We start from the raw sequence: 22,446 nt of genomic DNA, 5'->3' as shown, positions 1-22,446 counted from the left end.
GAGGCAGGCCCGGCGCGAGCGCGGCGCCGGGCCGCCCATGAGAAAGAACCCGGATCGGGAGACATTATGAATGCATCATCCGACTCGCCGCGGCGCAGCCGACGGCGTTTCCTGGCCCGTGCCGCAATGCTGGCCGCCGGTACGGCGGGCGCCCGCGCGGCGTCGGGCGCCGAGGCCTGGCCCGCGGGCAGGCCCATCACCTGGGTCGTGCCCTATCCGCCGGGCGGAAGCACCGACGTACTGGGGCGCAGCATCGCGCAGCAACTGAACGGACCGCTGGGGACCACGGTGATCGTGGAGAACAGGCCGGGGGCGACGGGCACCATAGGCGCGGCGCTGGTCGCGCGCGCCACGCCCGATGGGCTGACGCTGCTGGGAACATCCATCGGTCCGCAAGCCATTGCCCCGCACATGATGGGCAAGCTGCCCTACGACCCCGTCGCGTCCTTCGCGCCCGTCATCACCATCGGGACCATCCCGCACGTTCTGGTGGTGGCCGCGCGCCAGCCCTATTCGTCGGTCCGGGCACTGGTCGAGGCGGCGCTTGCCGCGCCGGGAACGCTGGCCTTCGCCTCCGGCGGCACCGGCACCATCCTGCAAATGCAGGGAGAGCTGCTGCAGCAACAGAGCGGCGCGCGCTTCCTGCACGTTCCCTACAAGGGCGATACGCCCGCGCTGCAGGACACGCTGGGCGGCCAGGTGCAGTTCATGTTCGCGCCGGCCGCCGCCGCCCTGCCCCACGTGCAAAGCGGCGCCTTGCGCGCCCTGGCCGTGACCTCGGCGGCGCGCCTGTCCGCCTTGCCCGACACGCCCACCATGACGGAGGAAGGCTACAAGGACTTCGTCGTCGAGCAATGGCAGGCGGTCTTCGCGCCGGCCGGTACGCCCGGTGGCGTCATAGAACGATTGAACGCGGCGATCGGCGCGGCCATCCGGACACCCGCCGTGGCCGAGCTGGCGGACAAGCTCGGCATCACGCTGGCCGGCGGTTCTCCGCAGCAACTGGACGCCCTGCGTCGCGCCGACTACGACAAGTGGGGCAGGCTGATACGCGATGCCCACATCAAGGCCTGACCGCCGTGGCGAGAAGGCCGGCTTCTTTCTCTTGCAACCAGGAATCACCATGAGCAGCTCCGATATCGTCAACGATTTCCCCCGCGTGCCCGCGCAGGTCGTGGCCCAGGCCGCGCGCTTCCAGCCCGCCATCCTGGCCGACGTGGCGGGCCGGCGCGGCGCGATGCACGGCCGCATCCGCCCCCTGCATCCGTCCATGAAGCTTGCCGGCCCGGCCTTCACGGTGGAGGTGCGGCCGGGCGATAACCTGATGATCCATGCGGCGATCTCGCTGGCGCGGCCGGGCGATGTGCTGGTCATCGACGGCAAGGGCGATCTGACCTCGGCCCTGATGGGCACCATCATGATGACCGCGTGCAAGCAGCTGGGCCTGGCGGGCGTGGTGATGGACGGCGCGGCCCGCGACAGCCTGGAAATCGTCGAGATGGACTACCCCGTCTTCGCCGCCGGCACCAATCCCAACGGCCCGACCAAGAACATCGGCGGCCGCATCGGGCATCCCGTCACGGTGGGGGGCGTCACGGTCCACCCCGGCGATTTCATCATCGGGGACAACGATGGCGTGGTCGTCGTCGAGCGCGACAAGATCGAAGGCCTGCTGCCGGCGGTCGACAAGAAAGTGAAGGACGAAGCCGCGCGCATCGCCGCAATCAAGACCGGCGATACCGCGGCGAAGTGGCTGGTTCCGGCCCTGCGCGCCGCGGGTGTCCTGAAGGAAGGAGAGACGCTTTGAACAGCCCTGCTCCCGAACGGCCGGCCATCCTGGTGACCGCGGCCGATCTGGCGCCGCAGGCGCTGGCCTTGCTCGATGGGTATGACGTCGTCTATGCCGGCAGGACGCCCAGCGAAGAAGATATCGTGGCGCTGTGCCGCGCGCACGACCCCGTCGCCATCATCGTGCGCTACAGCAAGGTGGGCGCGGCGGCGATGGATGCCGCCCCGTCGCTGAAGGTGATTTCCAAGCACGGCAGCGGCACCGACACCATAGACAAACAGGCCGCCCAGGCGCGCGGCATCGCCGTGGTGGCGGCGGCCGGCGCCAACGCGGCGGCGGTGGCCGAGCAGGCCATGGCGCTGCTGCTGGCCTGCGTCAAATCGGTGGTCGCGCTGGACGGACGCATGCATGCGGGGCACTGGGACAAGGCCACGCACAAAAGCACCGAGCTGGCCGGCAAGACCCTGGGCCTGGTGGGCCTGGGCGCCATCGGCCGGCGCGTGGCGCGCATGGCGGCCAGCATGGACATGCGGGTCATCGGCTTCGATCCCTATGCCCGCGACCTGCCCGAGGCGATCCAGGCCGTGGACCTGGACGCGATCTGGCGCGAGTCGGACGCGATCTCGCTGCATTGCCCGCTGACCGAGGAAAACCGCGGCATGGTGAACGCCGAGACACTGGGCCGATGCAGGCGCGGCGTCGTGATCGTCAACACCGCGCGCGGCGGGCTGATCGACGAAACGGCCCTGCTGCAGGCCGTGCGCCAGGGACAGGTGCTGGCCGCGGGCCTGGACAGTTTCGCCACGGAGCCGATGCACGCGGGCCATCCCTTCCAGTCCGAGCCCAACATCATCCTCAGCCCGCACATTGGCGGGGTCACGCGCGAGGCCTACGTGAAGATGGGCGTGGCCGCCGCGGAAAATGCGCTGGCCGTGCTGCGGCAGGCCGCGGTGCCGCATTGATCGCGGAGTACCCGAATGAACAAGCGATGGAGACATGCCCCGCCCGATAGCGCGTGGGGAGAGTTCGGCGAAGAGGACCAGCGCGGCCGCATGAATCTGGTGGATCGCGCCAAGGTGCTGCAGGGCGTGGCCGAGGTGCGCGAGGGGCTGACGTTCTGCCTGTCGCTGCCGCTGGACCTGCCGGGCGGGATGGCGCTGAATCCGCGCCGCCTGCCGCCGCGGCGCTATGCGACCTTGCGCGACGGCAAGAGCGCGGGCATACAGGGCTATTGCTGGTCGTACGCCAGCGAGGACGCGTCGCTGACCGACGTGGTCTGCGACGACGTGCTGGTGATGAACACGCAGTACTCCACCCAGTGGGACAGCCTGGCCCATATGGGCAGCCGCTTCGACGCCGATGGCGACGGCGTGGCCGAGGCGGTGTTCTACAACGGCTTTCGCGCCGGCGAGCACGTGCGGGCGGCGGCCGAGGATCCCTCCGCCCCGGCGGACTGGGCGCGGTTTCCCGGGCCGCGCGCCGATGCGCTGGGCATCGAGAACCTTGCGGAGCACGGCGTACAGGGACGGGCGGTCCTGATCGACCTGGAGCACCACCTGGGGCGCAAGCGTCAGGCGGTCGGCTACGACGCCCTGATGCGCATCATGGACGCCGACGCCATCGCCATCGAAGCGGGCGACATGGTGTGCCTGCATACCGGCTTCGGCGACACGCTGGTGTCCATGCATGGAAAGCCCGATGTCGCCCACCTGCACGCGACGGGCAGCGGCCTGGACGGCCATGACGCGCGCCTGTTGCGCTGGATCGCCGATGTGCGCCTGGCCTGCCTGATCTCGGACAACCCGGCCGTGGAACTGGTCCAGCCGGTGAAGTTCGGCCAGGCCGGACAGCCCATGCGCGGGCCGCGCCTGCCCTTGCATGAGCACTGCCTGTTCAAGTACGGGATCCACCTGGGCGAGCTGTGGTGGCTGACGCCTTTGGCGCGCTGGCTGCGCGCGCATGGGCGCAGCCGTTTCCTGCTGACGGCGCCGCCCCTGCGCCTGCCGGGCGCGGTGGGCTCGCCCGCTACGCCCATCGCCACGGTCTAGCGCGGGCGCACGCAAACAAAAAAGCTCAAACCACATCGCACACGAGCCCACGCGGCACGAGGAGACATAAGATGCAAACTTTCCGCGCCTTGATGGCGGCGGCCCTGGCGCTGGCCGCCACGGCCGCATCCGCGCAATATCCGGACCATCCGATCAAGCTGGTGGTGCCCTATTCCGCCGGCGGCGCCGCCGATGCCCAGTCGCGCATCGTGGCGGTAAAGCTGGGCACCCGGCTGGGCCAGCAAGTGGTGGTGGAGAACCGCCCCGGCGCCAGCGGCACCATCGGCGCGGCGGCCGTCGCGCGCGCTCCCGCCGACGGCTACACCTTGCTGTATGACGCCACCGCGCATGCGGTGAATCCGGTGCTGTACAAATCGCTGTCCTACGACAGCAAGCGCGACTTCCTGCCGATTTCGCTGGTCAGCCGCACGCCCAACCTGCTGGTCGTGCGCAATGAATCGCCCTACCGCTCGGTCGCCGAGCTGACCGCCGCGGCGCGCCAGAAACCCGGCCACATCACGTTCGCCACGCCCGGCCAGGGTACGGCGCAACACATCGCCGCGGCGCTCTACGCCCAGGGCTTCGGCCTGACGATGACGCACATCCCCTACAAGGGCGGCGCGCCCGCCCTGACGGACCTGATGGGCGGGCAAGTCGACATGATGTTCAGCAACATGGCGGCCTCTTCGCCCCTGGTCAAGAGCGGCAAGCTGCGCGCGCTGGCCGTGAGTTCGCGCGAACGCGTGGCCGGCCTGCCCGATGTGCCCACGATGGCCGAGTCCGGCCTGTCCGGCTATGCCGTCTATGAATGGAACGGGGTGTTCGCGCCGGCGGGCACGCCGCCCGACGTGGCCGCGCGCCTGGAGCGGGAAATCCGCGCCGTATTGCAAGACCCTGCCGTGCGGCACAGCCTGGAAGAGCTGGGCGCGCAACCGATCGGCTCCTCGTCACGGGAGTTCGCCGACTTCGTGGCCGGCGAGATGCAACGCGCCGAACAGGTCCTGAGCGCATCGGGCATCAAGCAGGAACACCCGTAGGCGCGGCCCGGTACACGCACGAAATTACGGGCGCCACGCCCCGAAGCAATCGCGATACGGAGACTTCCCATGAAAGCACGCTTATCCGCCCAAGCCCGCACGGCCAGGGCCGGCATCACCCTATGCGCCCTGGCGCTGCTGGCCGGCATCCCCGCCGCGCATGCGGCATATCCGGAACGCCCCGTGCGCATCATCGTCGGGTTTTCGCCTGGCGGGCCGACCGACGTGGTCGCGCGCGGTTTCGCGTCCTACGCCAGCCAGGCGCTGGGCCAGCCTTTCGTGGTGGAAAACAAGCCGGGCGCGAATACCATCCTGGCGGCCGAAGCCGTGGCCAAGGCGCCGGCCGACGGCTATACGCTGCTGTTCGGCGCCACCAACCACACGATGATCCCGGCCTTGTACAGCACGCGGGTCAAGTTCGACGCCTTGGGATCCTTCACGCCCATCTGCACGGTCGCGGTCAGCCCCACCGTGCTGGTCGTCGGCCCCGCCATGGCGGTGACGACGCTGGACGGCTTCATGACGAAGCTGAAGGCCGAACCGGGCCGGCATACCTTCGCCACCCCGGGCACCGGCAGTTCCGGCCATTTCTTCACCGAGCAATTCCTGCGGCTGACCGGTACCGCCATGAATCACATCCCATACAAGGGCGCGGCGCAGGCGGTCTCCGACTTGATGGGCGGCCAGGTCGACAGCTCATTCGCCACGTTGGGTTCGGTGCTGCCGCAGGTGCAATCCGGCAAGCTGACAGCCCTGGCCGTCGCCGCGCCGCAGCGCCTGCCCCAGTTGCCGCGGGTGCCGACCTTCGAACAGGCCGGCGTGCGCGGTTTCTCGGCCGACGCCTGGTATGGCGTGCTGGCCCCTGCCGGGCTGCCGGACGAGGCGCGCCAGCGGCTGGAGCAAGCGGCCACCGCGTATGCCGGCGCTGCCGAGACGGCAAAGAGCCTGGATGCGCTGGGCATGCAGCCCCGTCCCGCTTGCGGCGAGGCCTTTCGTGCCCAGATGGCGCGGGAGATCGATCAATACAGCGGCCTGGCCAAGGACCTGGGCTTGAAAGCCGAGTAGCCGCCCCGGGACGCACCACAAAGGGAAAACCACGATGTTCTTGCTCAATCCGCCCCGCGTCGTGGACTTCGACGTATGGTCCGCGATGCCCGACGCCTATCGCAGGCCGCGGCGCAGCGCCTGGGCCGATGCCAACCGCGGCGGCGCGCACACCGACTCCTTCCTGGAAGGGCCCGTCTTCGACGACCACGGCAATCTCTACGTGACGGACATACCCTGGGGACGGGTATTCCGCATCGATCCGGCCGGCCGCTGGAGCCTGGTCGCGGAATACGACGGCGAGCCGAACGGCATGAAGTTCCTGGATGCCGGCCACCTGCTCATCACCGACTACAAGAACGGCCTGATGCTGCTGGATGTCGCCGCGGGCACGGTCACGCCCTACCTGGAACGCCGCAACAGCGAGCGTTTCCGCGGCGTCAACGACCTGACCTTCGACCGCGAAGGCAACCTGTATTTCACGGACCAGGGCCAGAGCGGGCTGCACGACCCCACCGGCCGCTTGTATCGCCTGCGCCCCAATGGCCAGCTCGACCTGCTGCTGGACAACATTCCCAGCCCCAACGGCGTAGTGGTGGCGCCCGATGGGCGCGTGCTTTATCTGGCCGTGACGCGCGGCAATTGCGTGTGGCGCGTGCCGCTCATGGCCGATGGCAGCGTCAGCAAAGTCAGCCAGTTCTTTACCTCCCACGGCCCGAGCGGGCCGGACGGGCTGGCGATGGACAGCGAGGGCAATCTCGTCGTCTGCAACCCCGGCCTGGGCTATGTCTGGCTGCTGAATCACCGCGCCGAGCCGATGACCGTCTGGCGCAGCACACAAGGCATGTCGACGACCAACCTGGCCTTCGGCGGCCCCGACCGGCGCACCGTGTTCTGTACGGAATCGGTGTCCGGCAGCATCCTCACCGCCCGCGCGCCCCATCCCGGCATGCCGGTACCGCGCGCTTCCTAAGAAGGCCCCCGGCGACACCGCCGGTACCCGGGAACCGGCACGACACATCATCGAAAGGAGACAGCAATGTCAATATCGCGGGGCGCCAAGCCCTCATTCATCCGGCGCGCGGCGCGCGCCTTGCTTGCCCTGTCCGCGCTGGCCGGCACTTCCGCCGCGCACGCGGAATTCCCCGACCGTCCCGTCACGCTGGTCGTCCCGTATGCCCCCGGGGGCGCGGCCGATGCCCTGGCCCGCCTGCTGGCACAGCACATGGCAGGCAAGCTGAACACCAGCATCGTCGTGGAGAACCGCGCCGGCGCCAGCGGCACCATCGGCGAAAGCTACGTGGCCAAGGCCGCGCCGGACGGCTACACCATGCTGTACGACGCCACCCCCTATTCCATCAATCCGCATCTGTTCGCGCAGATGCCCTACGCCCGCACGGCCCTGCAGCCCCTGTCGCTGGTTTCGCTGGCGCCCAATGTGCTGATCGTGAAGGCGGATTCGCCGTACCGGGATGTGCAGGGCCTGATCGCCCAGGCCAAGGCCCATCCCGGCAAGATCAACTTTGCCTCGGGCGGCAGCGGGACGGTGCAGCGCCTGGCCGCGGAATTGTTCCGGCAGAAGCTGCAGCTGGACATGGTGCACGTGCCCTACAAGAGCGGCGGACCGGCGATCACCGACGTGATGACCGGCCAGGTGGACTTCATGTTCAGCACCGTGGCGGCCTCTTCGCCGCTGATCGACGCCGGGCGGCTGCGCGCCCTGGCGATTTCCTCGCCAGAGCGCTCGCCGCGCCTGCCTCAGGTTCCCACGGTGGCGGAGGCCGTGATCCCGGGCTATGAGGTGTACGAGTGGAATGGCGTCTTCCTGCCGGCGGGCGTGCCCGATGCCGTGGCGGCCAGGCTGCACGATGCCCTGGTCCAGGCCCTGAAGGAAGAAGAGGTGCGCAAGCGCTTCAAGGACCTGGGCGCGCAGCCTGTAGGCTCGACGCCCGCCGCCTTCGCGGACTACCTGAAAAAAGAAGACGCCAAATGGGCGGAAGTGGTCCAGCGGGGCAATATCCGCCTGGACTGACCGGCGGCGCCGGCGCGGGACGGGAACGCATGCATCATGCGGCCATGGGCATGGCAAGGCGCACCCTGGCCGGGATCGCGGGCGGCGCCGCGATGCGGGCTAATCGTCGAATTCCGGTTCGCCGCCGCGCCGGACGTGCATCAGGCGCGCCAAGAGGGCACGCGCATCCCGCTCGGCCGTTTCCCGCTGCGTATAAACCTGCTGCCCTTTCGGATGCCACACCTGTTCGTCGGCGAAGGCGCCCTGCTGCGTGGTCACTTCTATGGTGTACCCGCCGGACGCCATGGGCACGACATCGCAATATATGCGATGTCCATCGATGGAAATTGCGTGGTCTGGTGTCATGGGTACCTCCGGCGTTGACGTGGGCTTCACGTCCATGGTGCGCGGCATCGTCGATCGTGGGCCCTCGGGTTTGCGTGGCGAATCCGCCATGTGTCCACCATACGCGCTGCGCCATGCCGCGTCCAAGCCTGAATTGAAAATCAAAGATTCCGCGGCGCGGGAAGATGACGGCTCCGTGCGCAACACGTTGGATTTCGTTAGCCGTCACGCGATTGCAATGAAATCCGGGAGCCTCGCGCCGCGTCAGTTGCCCGGGCCGCGCGGCAATTCGGCGCGCATGGTGTCGATGAAGGCGCGCAACCGGCGCGGCTGCAGCCGGCTGGCGGGATAGACCAGATTGAGCGGCAGCGCATGGGCCTGCCAGCCCGGCGCCAGTTGGCGCAGGCGACCTTGGCGAAGATCGTCCTCGAAGATCCACGTGGAGGCCACGCAGACACCCAGCCCCAGTATGGCGGCGGTGCGCAGCGCATAAAGACTGTCCGTGGCCATGCGCGGCTGTATGGGCAGCCGCACCGCCTCGCCCGTGAGCGTGTTGTTCAGCGCGACCTCGTCGCGATAGAAGGTACGCAGGGCCAGCCAGGGCAGGCGCGCCAGGTCGTTCGGATGGTCCGGCACCGGCCCGTCGTCCAGCAGGGCGGGCGCCGCCACGATGATGCGGGGCACGTCTCCCAGCCGGATGGCGACCACGGACTCGTCCTGGACCTCGCCGACGCGGATGGCGCAGTCCACGCCGTCGGAAATGAAGTCGGGCATGCGGTCGTTCAGCAGCCATTCCACCCGCATGCCGGGATAGCGCCGAAGGTAGGTCGCCAGGGGCCGCACGAATTCCTGCTGGCCGAAGGCGTGCGGCACCACCACGCGCAAAGTCCCCACGGGCTGCTGGCCCGCGCCGCGGACCTCGCTGTCGAAGGCCTGCCAGGAGGCGATGAGCTCTTCGGCGCGGTCGTAGCAGCGACGGCCTTCCTCGGTCAATTGCATCCCGTGCGTGGACCGCTGGATGAGGCGCACGCCGACCGCCCGTTCCAGGGCCTGCAGCCGCCGGCTGACCGTGGGCTGGGTCGCGCCCAGCTGTTCGGCCGCCGCGCTCAGGCTGCCGGCGTTGACGATGCGGACGAAGGTATCGATCAGGGTCAGGCGGTCCGCGCCGCCTTTTTCGGGGGTAGGCTCTTTCATGCGTCACACGTATAACCGATGTGCGCGACATGCGTCTACCGATCGATTCCTCCTATGGTCACAATGGCGCATTTTCCAACGCACCCAGGACTTTGCCATGAGCTCTATTCGCGCAACGCATGAACCGCCGGTCCATGCCAGCCATCCCGCATCCCGCGCGCTGCCGGCGCCGCTGCTTCTGCTGCTTGCGGTCGCCGCCGGCCTGAGCGTGGCCTCGCTGTACTACAGCCAGCCCATGCTGGGCATCCTGGGCGCCGACATCGGGGCCAGCGGGCGCGAAGTCGGCTGGCTGCCGACGTTGACGCAGCTGGGCTACGCGGCCGGCATCCTGTTCCTGGCGCCGCTGGGCGACCGCTACGACCGCAAGCGCATCATCCTGGTCAAGGCGCTGCTGCTGAGCCTGGCCCTGCTGTTCAGCGGCATGGCCCCTTCCATGCAGGCGCTGCTGGGCGCGAGCTTCGCGATGGGGCTGGCGGCAACGCTGGCGCAGGACATCGTCCCGGCGGCCGCCACGCTCAGCCCGACGCACCAGCGGGGCAAGACGGTGGGGACGGTCATGACCGGCCTGCTGCTGGGCATCCTGCTGTCGCGTGTCGTCAGCGGTTTCGTCGCGCAGCACTTCGGCTGGCGCACGATGTTCCAGGCGGCGGCCGTGGCCGTCCTGCTGCTGGGCGCGCTGCTGTGGCGGGGCCTGCCTGCCTTTGCGCCGACCACGCGGCTGCCGTACGGCGCGCTGCTGCGATCCATCGCCCACCTGTGGCGCGCGCAGCCCCCGCTGCGCCTGGCCGCACTCTCGCAGGGTTTGCTGTCGCTGGCCTTCAGCGCCTTCTGGTCCACCCTGGCGATCATGCTGCATGCGCAACCCTTCAACCTGGGCGCCGGCGCGGCGGGCGCCTTCGGCATCGCGGGCGCCATCGGCGCGCTGGCGGCGCCGGTGGCGGGCCGCATGGCCGATCGCCATGGCCCCGGCACGGTCAGCCGCGTGGGCGCCGGCCTGGCCGCCGTGTCCTTCGCCGCGATGGCACTGATGCCGTCGCTGCCGCCCGGTGGCGCGCTGTGGGTCCTGGGCCTTAGCACCGTGGGCTTCGACCTGGGCATCCAGATCGCCTTGATCGCGCATCAGACCATCGTGTACAGCCTGGATCCGGCGGCACGCAGCCGGCTCAATGCGGTGCTGATGGTGGGCGTGTTCCTGGGCATGGCGGCCGGCGGCGTGCTGGGCAGCATGGCCTTGGCAAGCTTCGGCTGGATGGGCGTGACGGCAGTTGCCACAGCGGCCGCACTGGGTGCGCTGGGGCTGCGCATGCGGGCCTCGGCCCACACGCGGCACGGCATTGCACGGGCGGGATGATCGGCGTCAAGGCCATTGCCCGGGGACATGTCCATACTGGACGGTAACCCAAAGGCCGAACCTCCGATGAAAACGCCGCCCCTGACCGCCGCCCGCACACGCATCGCCCGCCTGGCCGTCCAGGCCGGATGGATCCTGGCGGCCCTGGCCGCAGTCCCGGCCGTCCCCGCCTCTCCCGCCCCCGACGACGTGGCGGCGGCCTACCGGAAATCCGTGCGCCCGCAACTGTATCCGCCGGAGGACGAGGCGCAGTACTACGGGGTACACGCCCTGCTCATGCTGGAGCAGGCGGGCGCGGACCTGTCGGCGCCGCAGTACGTGGCGGTGGTGGACCGCGATCCGCGCGTACAGGCGATCTTCCTGTACTGGCTGCTTCCCGCCGGCACCGCGCGCCTGGTCGGCGCCTCGCCCGTGTCCACCGGCCGGGTCGGCGAATTCGATCACTTCGAAACCCCCATCGGCGTGTTCGAACATTCGGTCTCGGACGGCGATTTCCGCGCCGAAGGCACGAAGAACGAAAACGGCATACGCGGCTACGGCCGCAAAGGCATGCGCATCTACGACTTCGGGTGGCAGCACGCCGTGCGCGGGTGGGGCGGCGGCGGGGTCGCCACGATGCGCCTGCAAATGCATGCCACCGACCCCGACCTGCTGGAGCCGCGGCTGGGGCGCGTTCACTCCAAGGGGTGTGTCCGCATTCCGGCCAGCCTTAATGTCCTGATGGACCAGTTCGGCCTGATCGATGCCGACTACGAGGCCGCCGAGCAGGCCGGACAGCACCGATGGGTACTCTTGCCGCGGCGGACGCCGGCGCAGGGCGCCGGCCGCTATCTCGTGATCCTGGACAGCCAGCGCCCCGCCCGTCCCGCCTGGTCCCCGGCGCCGCGATAAAGCGCCGGACAACGCTTTGCCGCTCGCCACCGTGGGCGCTAGCCCCCTTCCAGCAGATGTTCGATGCGGATGGGAAGATTGCGCAGGCGCTTGCCCGTCGCGTGGAAAACCGCGTTGGCGATGGCGGGCGCGACGCCCACCAGCGCGATCTCGCCCAAGCCCTTGACGCCCAAGGGGTTGGCATGCGCATCGTGCCCATCGACAAAACACACGTCGATATCGCCGATGTCCCGGTTGACCGGCATCAGGTAGTCCGCCATGTGGGCATTGACGGGCCGGCCGTCCCGGCGGTCCAGGGCCGTGGCTTCCATCAAGGCCATGCCGATGCCCCCGATCATGCCGCCCACGCACTGGCTGCGCGCCAGGCGCGGATTGACAATGCGGCCGGCGTCGTAGGCGCCGACCATGCGGCGCACCTTCATCGTGTACACATCGGGGTCGATGGCGATTTCCACGAACACCGCGCCCCAGGCGTGCATGGAGAAGCGCTCGCCGGCCGCCGGATCGCGCCCGCCGGTGGCCGTTGCTTCCACCGGCCTGCCCCCGATGCGCTCCAGGACTTGAGCGTAGGGCATGGCAAGCGATCCTTGGGCGTCGGCCAGCATGCCGTCCCGCCAGGACAGCCTATGGGTAGCTTCGCCGGTAAGCGGGGTGCCGGAAGCCTGCTCCAGCTGGCGCAGGAGTTCTTCCTGCAGCGCCCGGCACGCGGCCAGTACGGCCGAGCCCACGGACGCCATGGTCATGGAGCCGCCATGGGGCGGCGTGGCGGGGTAGCGCGAATCGCCCAGGCAAAAGCGGACGCTGTCCATGGGCACGCCCAGCGCGTCGGCCGCGACCTGGGTCATGGACGTGTAGGTGCCGGGACCCATGTCGCTGGCCGCCGCCTCGATCTCGAAGCGGCCGCCAGGCAGGATACGGGCGCGCGCGCCCGCCGGGGCGAAGAAAACGGGATACGTCGACGCGGCCATGCCCCACCCCAGCAGCAGGCGGCCGTCGCGCATCGATCCGGGCTTCCGCTCGCGCCGCGACCAGCCGAAGCGTTCCGCGCCCATGTCGTAGCAGGCCAGCATCGAACGACTGGAAAAAGGCAGGTCCCTGCCCTCGTCCCGCGACGTTTCATTGCGCCGCCGCAGGTCCACGGGGTCCATTTCCAGGGCATGGGCCAACTCGTCCATCGCGCATTCCAGCGCATAGATGCCGCTGGCCTCGCCGGGGCCGCGCATATGGGTCGGCGTGGAGACGTCCAGGGGACGCAGCCGGTAGCGGGTAAGGACGTTCGGACAGGCATACAGGTACGAAGTCGCGGACGTCATGGCTTCGGTGAATTCTTCGAAGCGGCTGGTCTCGCCATGGCCTTCGTGGACGATGCGGCGCAGCTGCCCGTCCGGCGTGGCCGAGAGCTCCACGTGCTGCATCGAGCGCGGGCGATATCCCGTTGCGTGGAAAGTCTGGCGGCGGCTCAGGACCAGCTTGACCGCGCATCCGGCGAGGCGTGCCGCCATGGCGGCCAGCACGACATGCGGCCAAGTGCGCAGGCTGGTGCCGAAGGCGCCGCCGACATACGGGCAGACCACCTGCACCTGGTCCGGCGCCAGCCCGAAGACGGCGGCGATCTCGTCCCGCTCGTTGGCCACGAACTGGCTCTTGCTCCACAGCGTCAGGCCATCGTCGCGCCATTCCGCGGTGGTGGCGTGCAGCTCGATGGGCGTGTGGTTCTGGCGGGCGATCTCGTAGTCGGCCCGTATGGTGACCAGATCGGTCCCGGGCGCCGCTTCGGGCTCGCCGCGCCGGTGATCGGCGCGTTCCGGGCCGAAGGCCGTCGGGACGATGGCCGCCACACCCGGGTCGTGCGGGTCCACGATGGGGGTGTCGGCCTCATAGCGCACCGGCAAGGCCATGGCCGCATGCTCGGCGCTATCCGGCGTCCGCGCGATGACGACGGCCACGGGCTGCCCGTGGAAGCGGACATGCTCGTCCTGCAGGACATGCAGGCGTTCCCCCGCGCCGGGATCGATGAAGCTCCGGTGGGCGCGGTAAGCCAGGCGCGGCGCGTTTCGGTGCGTCAGCACGCCGATGACGCCGGACATCCCGGCGACCGCCTCGGTATCGATGGAGGCCACGCGGCCCAGGCCCACCGTGGCACCGACCACGACGGCGTAGGCCTGGCCAGGGCGCTGGAAATCCGCCGCGTAGCGGGCGGCGCCGGTCACCTTGTCGCGCCCGTCCACGCGTGGCGCCGGCATCCCCACGAATCCGTTCATGGCTGCACCTCGCTGGCCATTTGCAGGGCCCGCGCAACGGTGCGGGCCAGCAGCGGCACCTTGTAGCGGTTATGGACCAGCGGCTGGACGCCGGCCAGCGCGGCCCTGCCCGCTTCCTCGAACGTATCGGCGTCCGGTTTCCTGCCGATGAGGATCGCCTCGCTGGCATGCATGCGCCACGGCCGCGTCCCGACGCCGCCGCAGGCGATGCGCGCGTGGCGGATGATGCCGTCCGCGATGTCCAGCGCCGCCGCGGCCGACACCAGCGCGTACTCGTACGAGGCGCGATCGCGAACCTTCAGATAGCGCGCGCGGCGCGCGTGCGGGCCGCCGGGGACACGGATTTCCACGATCAGCTCGCCGGGCCGCAGCGTGTGTTCCAGATGCGGCGCATCCCCGGGCAGGCGATAGAGCTCCTCCACCGGAAAGCGGCGCGCGCCCTGCGGACCGGCCACGCTCAGTTCGGCGCCCAGCGCCACGAGCGACACGGCCAGGTCCGAAGGATGGGTGGCGATACACGCGGCGCTGCCGCCCAGGATCGCATGGCCGGCGTGCAGGCCGTCGATGGCGGAACAGCCCGTTCCCGGCGCGCGCTTGTTGCATGCGGCGTCCAGCATGCGGAAGTACGGGCAGCGCACCCGTTGCAGCAGATTGCCGCCTACCGACGCCATGTTGCGCAGCTGCGGCGAGGCGCCTTCCACCAGCGTTTCGGACAGCAGCGGCTGCAGCCGCCGCGTCGATGGATGGGCCGCGACATCGGACATGCGCGCCAAGGCGCCGATGAGAAGGCCGTCCTGTTCCTCGCGTATGTAGTCCAGCGGAACGGCGTTGATGTCGATCAGAACGGGCGGACACTCGACCTCCTCTCGCATCAGGTCGTAGAGCGTCGTTCCCCCCGCGATATAGCGTCCGCCCGCGGCGGCCAGGGCGATGGCGTCGGCCTGGCTGCCGGCGCGCCGCAGGGTGAAGGGCGTCACGGCCGCGTCTCCTTCGCGGCATCGGCCACCGCCTGGTTGATGCCGGGATACGCGGCGCAGCGGCAGATGTTGCCGCTCATCCAGAACTGGATGTCTTCCGGCGTGCGGGCGTGGCCTTCCGCGATACAGGCGACGCCCGACAGTATCTGTCCCGCCGTGCAGTAGCCGCATTGGAAGGCATCGCGATCGATGAAGGCGCGTTGCAGCGGGTGCAGCACGCCGTCGCGGGCCAGGCCTTCTATCGTGGTGACGTGGGCGCCTTCGTGCAGCGCCGCCATGGCCAGGCAGGAGACTATGCGGCGCCCGTCGACCAGCACGGTACAGGCCCCGCAGGCGCCCTGGTTGCATCCCTTTTTCGCACCGGTCTTATGCAGCCGTTCGCGCAGGACGTCGAGCAGCGAGATGCGCGGATCGACGGTCAACGCCACGGCTTCGCCGTTCACGGTCAGGTTCAGGGCGATGGTGCCGACGGTATCCGCCGGGGCGGATGCCGTCGCCGGCGGCGCGTTGAGCGTTTCCCGATTCATGTGCAGGCCCCCCGATGGCGGTGCGGTCCGTACGCGGCCGGACGGCACAGGGACACTAATCCGCGCCGCGCAATGGCGTCAATCATGCGTAGGGATGAGTACCGGGCGATTTCCGCGCGAGCTTGAGTATGAGTTACCGCGCCTTGTAGCAGCGTTACGCCGCGGATGCGCAGCGTCGCGCAACACGGGCGGGCATGGCGGCTGCGTTGCCGGCAAGCCATTCGGCAGCGCCGCTCCACCTCCCTCCTACAGAGGCAAATATGCTTTCCCACGCCCGCACGCAAGCCACCGGCCCCGCGCCGTCGGCCGGGGATACCCGCCCGCCCGTCGACGGAACCCCGCGTCCAGACCTGATCTGTTTCTCGCATCTGCGCTGGAACTTCGTCTATCAGCGACCGCAGCATCTGCTGTCGCGCTTCGCGAAGTCGCATCGCGTCTATTACGTGGAAGAGCCCATCGCGATCGACGGCGGGCAGGCGCGCATGGACCGGCAGTCCGTCGCGGCGGGCGTCACGGTGCTCGTGCCCCTGCTTCCCGCGGGGCTGGATGGCGACCGGACGGAAGCGCGCGTGCGCGCCCTGCTCGACCAGGTCATCGAGGACGACGCCATCGACCCGTCCGTGCTCTGGTACTACACGCCCATGGCGCTGGGCTTTTCGGCGCACCTGGCGGCCGATGTCGTGGTCTACGATTGCATGGACGAGCTGTCGGCCTTTCGCGGCGCGCCGCCCCGCCTGACGGAACGCGAGGCCGAATTGATGCGCCGCGCGGATATCGTCTTCACGGGGGGATACAGCCTGTACGAGGCCAAGCGCGCCCGCCATCCCAACGTGCATGCCTTTCCCAGCAGCGTGGATGTCGACCATTTCAAGCAGGCGCGCCTGCCCGGCGGCGAGCCGCCCGATCAAGCCCGGATACCGGGCCCCAAGCTGGGCTTCTATGGGGTCCTGGACGAACGCTTCGATACCGCGCTGATCGCACGCGTGGCGGCCCTGCGTCCCGACTGGCAATTGGTGTTCATCGGTCCAGTCGTCAAGATCGATCCCGCGATGCTGCCGCGCGCGGACAACATCCATTATCTCGGGCCCAGGGATTACGGCGCGCTGCCCGCCTATCTGTCCGGGTGGGACGTCGCGCTGATGCCCTTCGCGCTGAACGAGTCCACGCGCTTCATCAGCCCGACCAAGACGCCGGAGTTCATCGCGGGCGGCCGTCCGGTGGTAAGCACGCGCATCGCCGACGTCGAGCGCAGCTATGGCGACTGCCCCCTGGTGCGGATCGCGGACGACGCGGAAGCCTTCGTGCGGGCGGCCGAGGCGGCGCTGCGGGACGCGCGCTCCCCCCAGGTCCTTGCCGCCGAGGCGGATCGCGTGCTGGCCGATATGTCCTGGGAACAGACCTGGAGCGCGATGTCGCGGCTGATGGCGCGCGTGCCCCCCCGGCGTCCGGCGCCGGTGGTGCCCATGCCGCAGCGTGGCGAGCTTCCCGACAGGCGGGACGCCCGCGCGGGGCGTGCCGGGGCCTCCCGCTATGACTATCTGGTCGTCGGCGCGGGTTTCGCGGGCTGCGTGCTGGCCGAACGCCTGGCGGCCGGGCTGGGCCAGCGGGTACTGGTCATCGACCGCCGGCCCCACATAGGCGGCAATGCCTACGATCATTTGAACGAGGACGGGATACTGGTGCACCGCTATGGGCCGCATATCTTCCACACCAACGCCGACCAGGTGGTGAAATATCTCTCCCGCTTTACGGGATGGCGGCCCTACGAACACCGTGTGCTGGCGCAGGTCGAGGACAAGCTGGTGCCCATGCCCATCAACCTGACCACCTTGTCCATGCTGTACGGTGGCCCGTTCAACAGCGAAACCGCGCAGGCCTTCCTGGCGGCCAAGGCCGAAACCCCATTGCAGATCCGCACCGCCGAGGACATGGTCGTCTCGCAGGTGGGCCGCGAGCTGTACGAGCTTTTCTTCCGCGGCTATACGCGCAAGCAATGGGGCCTGGACCCGTCGCAGCTGGACAAGAGCGTGACGGCGCGGGTGCCGGCCCGCACGTCCGCCGACGACCGCTACTTCACCGACCGCTTCCAGGCCATGCCGGACAGGGGCTATACGGCAATGTTCGAGCGCATGCTGGACCATCCGGACATCGACGTATTGCTGGACACCGACTATCGCGAACTGCGTGGCGCCGTGCCGGCCCGGCGCCTGGTCTACACCGGCCCCATCGACGAGTATTTCGATTACTGCCACGGGCGGCTGCCCTACCGTTCGCTCGCCTTCCGGCATGCGACCTTCGACCAGGCGCGATTCCAGCCGGTGGGCGTGGTCAACTACCCGGCCGAAGACGTGCCCTACACCCGCATCACCGAATACAAGCACCTGACCGGCCAGCAACACGCCAAGACCAGCGTCACCTACGAATATCCCAGCGAGGAAGGCGACCCCTACTACCCGGTGCCGCGGCCGGAAAACGCCGCGCTGTACCGCCGCTACCAGGCCATGGCCGACGAGCGTCCCCACGTGCTCTTCGTCGGCCGGTTGGCGACCTACCGCTACTACAACATGGACCAGGTGGTGGCGCAGGCCCTGGCCGCCTATGCCCGCGTAGAGGCCGAGCATCGCGCCGGCCCCACCGTGGCGCCGCAGCCCGCGGTCGCATGACGGGAGCCGCCATGCCGAACCTGTTCCGCAGTTTCCTGCAAGGAGGCTTCGAATGCTCGACCCTGAAGCTTCCCGACGGCAGGCGGCTGGACCTGCTGGAAAGCACCGGCCACGCCAGCCATGCGCTGTCCGACTATCGCGCGCTGGCCGAGTACGGCATGCGTACGGTACGCGACGGCTTGCGCTGGCACCGCATAGAACAGCCCGACGGCAGCTTCGACTGGCGCAGCGCGATGGCGCAGATCGAGGCGGCCGCGGCAAGCGGCACGCAGGTGATCTGGGACCTGTGCCACTACGGTTGGCCGGAGCACCTGGACATCTGGAGCCCGGCGTTTCCGGCGCGCTTCGCCCGATACGCCGAACACGCCGCGGCGCTCATACGCGAGCGCTGTCCGCAGGTGCCCTTCTATTGCCCCGTGAACGAGATATCCTTCTGGGCCTGGGCCGGGGGCGAGATGGGGCATTTCGGTCCCTGCGCCACGGGCCGCGGCGACGCCTTGAAACGCCAGCTGGTCGCCTGCACCCTGGCCGCCATGGACGCGATAAGGCAGGTCGACGCGCGCGCACGCTTCGTGCTGGCCGATCCCATGATCCATGTCGCGCCGCTGGACGGGGCGGACACGGCCGCCGCGCGCGGCCACACCCAGGCGCAGTACCAGGGGTGGGACATGATCGGCGGCGCCATGGCGCCCGAGCTGGGCGGGGCGCCCGGCTACCTGGACATCGTGGGCGTGAATTTCTATCCGCATAACCAGTGGTACCTGGACGGTCCGACCATCTCGCGCGGCGATCCGGCGTACACCCCCATGCGCGAGTTGCTGGATGCTGTCCACACCCGCTACCGCCGCCCCATCCTGGTCGCCGAGACCGGCGCGGAAGGCGAGCTGCGCGCACCCTGGCTGCGCTACGTCTGCGACGAGGCCGCGGCCGCGATGGCGCGTGGCGTGCCGATCGTGGGGATATGCCTGTATCCGGTCACGGACTATCCCGGCTGGGGGGACGACCGGCACTGTCCCACGGGCCTGCTGGGCCACGCCGATGCCCAAGGCCGCCGCCGCGTCGACCCCGCCACCGCCGCGGAAGTCGTGCGGCAGGAGCGCCGCTTTCGCGGCGTGCTCGAGGGCCGGCCGCGCACCGTACCGGCCGCGGGCGCCGCGCGCGCCTATCCGTTCTGAGCCGTTTCCCAGCCATGCCCGCCACCACCATTCCCTCGCGTCCCCTGGCCTTCCTGTTCAGCTATGTCCGGGCCAGGCCCTGCAGCTTCTCCGCCCTGGCGCTGCTGATCGTCGGCGCGGCAAGCTGCGCGGTGCTCGTGCAATACGGCATGAAGCTGATCGTCGACGCCATGTCGGCGCCGGACCGCGCCCAGGCCGACATCTGGCATCCGCTGGCCTTCTTCCTGGCCCTGATCGCCGTGGAAAGCGCGCTGTGGCGCTCGGCGGGCTGGCTGGGCTGCCGCACCATCGTGGCCTCGTGCGCGGATATGCGCATCGATCTTTTCGACCATCTCACCGGGCACTCGCTGCCCTTCTTCAAGCGCCATCTGACGGGCGCGCTGGGCAACCGCATATCGTCCACCGCCACGGCCAGCGCGACGATCTACGGGACGCTGACCTGGAACGTGACGCCACCCTGCGTGGAGTTCATCGGCGCCACGCTCGTGCTGCTGACCATAGACTGGAAGCTGGCCCTGGCCTTGACGCTGTTCGTCGCCTCGGTGGCGGCCGTCATCGTGCTGTTCGGGGTGCGCGGGCGCAAGCTGCACGAAACCTACGGCATGCACGCCTCTCGGGTGGGCGGCGAGATCATCGATACCGTCTCCAACATCTGGACGGTACAGGCCTTTGCCGCGCGCCACCTCGAGCGCAAGCGCCTGCGATGGCAGGTGGACCAGGAGGCGGGCGCGCAGCGGCGCAGCTGGATGTACCTGGAGAAGGCCCGCGTGCTGCACGATATCTGCCTGTGGCTGATGGCCGGCACGATGCTGCTTTGGGCCCTGCACGCCTGGCGCGGCGGGACCATGACCACCGGCGACGTGGTGGTGGTCAGCGCCCTGGCCTTTCGCATCCTGCATGGTTCGCGCGACCTGGCGCTGGCCTTGGTGGGGACGGCCCAGCAGTTCGGCGTGATCGCCGAGATGCTGGGCGTGGTCGCCCAACCGCACGGCATGAGCGACCGGCCGGACGCCCGCCCCTACCAACCCTTGGGCGGCGAGATCGAATTCGAAGCCGTGCACTATGCCTATCCCGACGGCCATGTGGTCTTCCGCGGGCTGGACCTGCACATTCCCGCGGGGCAGAAGGTGGGCGTGGTGGGCGCATCCGGCGCGGGCAAGTCCACGCTGTTGAACCTGCTGCAGCGCCTGGACGATGTCGGCGCCGGCCGCATCCTGCTCGACGGCCAGCCGGTGGCGGGACTGACGCGCGACAGCCTGCGCCAGGCGATCGCCGTGGTGCCGCAGGATGTGCCCTTGTTCCGCCGCACCGTGATGGAGAACATCCGCTATGGCAGGCCGGACGCCAGCGACGACGAGGTCCACGAGGCGGCGCGGCTGGCGCATTGCGACGAGTTCATCGACCGCCTGCCGGACGGCTACCAGACCCTGCTCGTGGAGCGCGGCGCCTCGCTGTCCGGCGGACAGCGGCAGCGCCTGTCCATGGCCAGGGCGTTCCTGAAGAACGCCCCCATCCTTTTGCTGGACGAAGCGACGTCCGCCCTGGACAGCCGCTCGGAAGAACGGGTGCAGCAGGCCCTGGGGCAGTTGATGCGCAACCGCACCGTGATCGCCGTCGCGCACCGCCTGTCGACGCTGTCGTCCTTCGACCGCATCATCGTGCTGGACGAGGGCCGGATCGTCGAGGACGGCGCGCCCGATGCGCTGCGCGAGCGCGGCGGCCTGTTCAGCGCGCTGTGGCGCATGCAAAGCCTGCAGGAGCCGCTGGAGGAAAACCTGTCGACGCGCTGAGCGGCTGAGCGGCTGAGCGGCTGAGCGGCTGAGCGGCTGAGCGGCTGAGCGGTGTCAGGCCTTGTTCGCGCCCTGCAGTTCCGGGACATTGCCTGGTTCGCCATACTCGGACAACTGGTCGGAAACGCGCTCCACCCCGTCGACGGCCGACACGGCCGATATGAGCTTTTCGCGCTCGGACGACAGGACATGCCCTGTCAGCAGGACATTGCCGGCCGCGACGTTGACGTCGATGGCGCCCGGCGTACTCAGCGCGCGGCCGATCGCCGCCCTGACACGCTCATGCACCTTGCGGTCGCTGGCCGGTGCGCCGCCGTCATCGATGACATGGCGCGCCTGCGCCGCCATGCCGCGCAGCCTGTCGCCGGCCCAACGCGCCCGCCGCCGCAGGTAATGATCGGCATCCCGGACGCGCCCGCCGGCCTGATCCCGCAGCATCGCGCGGCGGCGCCGTCCCAACTCGGGGTCGAAGTAATACATGGCCACCGCGCCCACCGCGGCGGCGACCAGATAATCCAGTGTGTGGTTCTTCATGGCGACTCCCGCATTTCCTTGTCAATGGCATGGCGCACGATCGCGCCCTTGCCGCCTTCCCGCATCCGCGCCGGCCAGCGGCGGCGCAATACATGCGCCGCGTACAGGGCCGCGCCGAAAACCGAATACATGGCGACGAGCGCCCGCGGACGCAATTGGCGCTCGAACCCGGGGGTGAGCCGCTTGGGCGTCAGCTTGAGGTCGACGCCGGCCGCCACCCCGGCCACGGCGGCCGCCAGCGCCGCCGCGCGGGCTGCATTGTGGGGACGGTCGAGCAGCAGATGCTCGAAGAAAACCGCCCAGAACACGGAGGACCCGTGGTGAATGAGGTAACCGGGCAGCGTGTGCCGCAGCGTAAAGCCTTGCTCATGCAGGGCTTCGTCGCGCCACAACCAGTGGCTGGGCGCGTTGACCGGGGCCAGCGCGCTGGCGCGCTCGCGCCGCCCCGCATACGCGAGTACCGCGACCGAGGCCAGACTGGCCACGCTGCCGGACCATAGCGCGGCGCGCAACAGCGCGGGGATGCGTTGGGCGTCGTGGCTGCTCATGCGCCGCCCACCGCCTTGACGATCTTGCCCGTGCCGCCGCAATTGGCGCACTCGGCGTCGTCCTTGCGCCCGCTGCCGCCGCATTCCGGGCAAGGCGCCTCGCCGGTGCCGGGCGTTCCGGGGGGCGCCTGGTCCCCGGGATTCATGGAGGCGTCGTTGGTCTGCGTCATGATGCGATCTCCCTGGCGTGTCCGCTGCCTTGCTACGCCGCGCAACAGGCGTACCCGCCGGCGCGCATGAAGGCCGGACCACGGCGGTATG

21 protein-coding genes are annotated in these 22,446 nt (G+C 69.4%); 13 read left to right on the top strand and 8 right to left on the bottom strand.

The genetic code is table 11. The features are described 5' to 3' along the window. The first annotated feature begins 66 nt into the window (after window positions 1-66). The 8 genes from BAU06_RS13025 (at window position 67) to BAU06_RS12990 (ending at window position 7,950) form a co-directional block, all read left to right on the top strand. Window positions 67-1,074, top strand: a complete 1,008-nt coding sequence (locus BAU06_RS13025) for a Bug family tripartite tricarboxylate transporter substrate binding protein (RefSeq protein WP_082993664.1) — start codon at window positions 67-69, stop codon at window positions 1,072-1,074. 49 nt (window positions 1,075-1,123) lie between these two features. Then, the gene (locus BAU06_RS13020) at window positions 1,124-1,807 is read left to right on the top strand and encodes an RraA family protein (RefSeq protein ID WP_066349745.1); all 684 of its coding nucleotides are present in this window, start codon (window positions 1,124-1,126) and stop codon (window positions 1,805-1,807) included. Continuing rightward, window positions 1,804-2,751: a hydroxyacid dehydrogenase gene (locus BAU06_RS13015; RefSeq protein WP_197509290.1), complete on the top strand. Its 948-nt coding sequence runs from the start codon at window positions 1,804-1,806 to the stop codon at window positions 2,749-2,751. The genes BAU06_RS13020 and BAU06_RS13015 overlap by 4 nt, the downstream gene beginning before the upstream one ends. A 15-nt stretch (window positions 2,752-2,766) precedes the next feature. Further along, complete coding sequence (locus BAU06_RS13010) at window positions 2,767-3,837, top strand: cyclase family protein (protein ID WP_066349744.1); 1,071 nt, start codon at window positions 2,767-2,769, stop codon at window positions 3,835-3,837. A gap of 71 nt (window positions 3,838-3,908) precedes the next feature. Then, window positions 3,909-4,874, top strand: a complete 966-nt coding sequence (locus BAU06_RS13005) for a Bug family tripartite tricarboxylate transporter substrate binding protein (RefSeq protein ID WP_066349743.1) — start codon at window positions 3,909-3,911, stop codon at window positions 4,872-4,874. A gap of 69 nt (window positions 4,875-4,943) precedes the next feature. Then, window positions 4,944-5,939 carry a Bug family tripartite tricarboxylate transporter substrate binding protein gene (locus BAU06_RS13000; RefSeq protein ID WP_066349742.1) on the top strand — a complete coding sequence of 332 codons (996 nt, stop codon included), beginning with the start codon at window positions 4,944-4,946 and terminating at the stop codon, window positions 5,937-5,939. Window positions 5,940-5,973: 34 nt separating this feature from the next. Then, a complete protein-coding gene (locus tag BAU06_RS12995; protein WP_066349741.1) occupies window positions 5,974-6,891 on the top strand; it encodes an SMP-30/gluconolactonase/LRE family protein in 918 nt (305 codons plus the stop codon). Between the two features lie 66 nt (window positions 6,892-6,957). After that, window positions 6,958-7,950 carry a Bug family tripartite tricarboxylate transporter substrate binding protein gene (locus tag BAU06_RS12990; protein ID WP_415834862.1) on the top strand — a complete coding sequence of 331 codons (993 nt, stop codon included), beginning with the start codon at window positions 6,958-6,960 and terminating at the stop codon, window positions 7,948-7,950. Between the two features lie 99 nt (window positions 7,951-8,049). Here the strand turns inward: BAU06_RS12990 and BAU06_RS26175 are convergent, their stop codons facing one another. Further along, complete coding sequence (locus BAU06_RS26175; RefSeq protein ID WP_156770221.1) at window positions 8,050-8,295, bottom strand: hypothetical protein; 246 nt, start codon at window positions 8,293-8,295, stop codon at window positions 8,050-8,052. 243 nt (window positions 8,296-8,538) lie between these two features. Continuing rightward, complete coding sequence (locus BAU06_RS12980; protein WP_066349740.1) at window positions 8,539-9,468, bottom strand: LysR family transcriptional regulator; 930 nt, start codon at window positions 9,466-9,468, stop codon at window positions 8,539-8,541. Window positions 9,469-9,565: 97 nt separating this feature from the next. On the opposite strand from BAU06_RS12980, the gene BAU06_RS12975 reads away from it, so the two are divergent. Further along, window positions 9,566-10,819, top strand: coding sequence for an MFS transporter (locus tag BAU06_RS12975; RefSeq protein WP_066349739.1), 1,254 nt, complete (start codon window positions 9,566-9,568; stop codon window positions 10,817-10,819). A gap of 66 nt (window positions 10,820-10,885) precedes the next feature. Then, a complete protein-coding gene (locus tag BAU06_RS12970) occupies window positions 10,886-11,710 on the top strand; it encodes a L,D-transpeptidase (RefSeq protein ID WP_066349738.1) in 825 nt (274 codons plus the stop codon). 38 nt (window positions 11,711-11,748) lie between these two features. On the opposite strand, the gene BAU06_RS12965 is transcribed toward BAU06_RS12970, so the two are convergent. From BAU06_RS12965 to BAU06_RS12955, 3 genes are read right to left on the bottom strand one after another with little or no spacing between them, the layout of a single operon-like run. Then, complete coding sequence (locus tag BAU06_RS12965) at window positions 11,749-13,971, bottom strand: xanthine dehydrogenase family protein molybdopterin-binding subunit (RefSeq protein ID WP_066349737.1); 2,223 nt, start codon at window positions 13,969-13,971, stop codon at window positions 11,749-11,751. After that, entirely contained in the window at window positions 13,968-14,948 is a 981-nt protein-coding gene (locus tag BAU06_RS12960; protein WP_066349736.1) for an FAD binding domain-containing protein, read from the bottom strand. The genes BAU06_RS12965 and BAU06_RS12960 overlap by 4 nt, the downstream gene beginning before the upstream one ends. Further along, window positions 14,945-15,475 (bottom strand): (2Fe-2S)-binding protein, encoded by a 531-nt coding sequence (locus BAU06_RS12955; RefSeq protein ID WP_066349735.1) that lies wholly within the window; start codon window positions 15,473-15,475, stop codon window positions 14,945-14,947. Before BAU06_RS12955 ends, BAU06_RS12960 begins: the two co-directional genes overlap by 4 nt. A gap of 260 nt (window positions 15,476-15,735) precedes the next feature. On the opposite strand from BAU06_RS12955, the gene glf reads away from it, so the two are divergent. Genes glf through BAU06_RS12940 form a run of 3 tightly spaced genes read left to right on the top strand, consistent with a single transcriptional unit; the run spans window position 15,736 to window position 21,103 of the window. Continuing rightward, on the top strand, window positions 15,736-18,138 hold the full coding sequence (gene glf / locus BAU06_RS27285; protein ID WP_066349734.1) for a UDP-galactopyranose mutase: 2,403 nt from the start codon (window positions 15,736-15,738) through the stop codon (window positions 18,136-18,138). Between the two features lie 11 nt (window positions 18,139-18,149). Then, complete coding sequence (locus tag BAU06_RS12945) at window positions 18,150-19,313, top strand: glycoside hydrolase family 1 protein (protein WP_066349733.1); 1,164 nt, start codon at window positions 18,150-18,152, stop codon at window positions 19,311-19,313. A gap of 14 nt (window positions 19,314-19,327) precedes the next feature. Continuing rightward, window positions 19,328-21,103 carry an ABC transporter ATP-binding protein gene (locus BAU06_RS12940; protein ID WP_066349732.1) on the top strand — a complete coding sequence of 592 codons (1,776 nt, stop codon included), beginning with the start codon at window positions 19,328-19,330 and terminating at the stop codon, window positions 21,101-21,103. 54 nt (window positions 21,104-21,157) lie between these two features. Here BAU06_RS12940 and BAU06_RS12935 read toward each other — a convergent pair whose 3' ends face one another. Genes BAU06_RS12935 through BAU06_RS26875 form a run of 3 tightly spaced genes read right to left on the bottom strand, consistent with a single transcriptional unit; the run spans window position 21,158 to window position 22,355 of the window. Continuing rightward, the gene (locus tag BAU06_RS12935; protein ID WP_082993663.1) at window positions 21,158-21,637 is read right to left on the bottom strand and encodes a BON domain-containing protein; all 480 of its coding nucleotides are present in this window, start codon (window positions 21,635-21,637) and stop codon (window positions 21,158-21,160) included. Beyond that, window positions 21,634-22,185 carry a hypothetical protein gene (locus BAU06_RS12930; protein WP_066349731.1) on the bottom strand — a complete coding sequence of 184 codons (552 nt, stop codon included), beginning with the start codon at window positions 22,183-22,185 and terminating at the stop codon, window positions 21,634-21,636. Before BAU06_RS12930 ends, BAU06_RS12935 begins: the two co-directional genes overlap by 4 nt. Beyond that, on the bottom strand, window positions 22,182-22,355 hold the full coding sequence (locus tag BAU06_RS26875) for a hypothetical protein (protein ID WP_197509504.1): 174 nt from the start codon (window positions 22,353-22,355) through the stop codon (window positions 22,182-22,184). The genes BAU06_RS12930 and BAU06_RS26875 overlap by 4 nt, the downstream gene beginning before the upstream one ends. Window positions 22,356-22,446 lie beyond the last annotated feature (91 nt).

This window comes from Bordetella bronchialis, assembly GCF_001676705.1.
Taxonomy (GTDB): domain Bacteria; phylum Pseudomonadota; class Gammaproteobacteria; order Burkholderiales; family Burkholderiaceae_B; genus Bordetella_C; species Bordetella_C bronchialis.
Note: the sequence above shows the minus strand (reverse complement) of the source record. Positions and strands in the feature narration are given on the sequence as shown.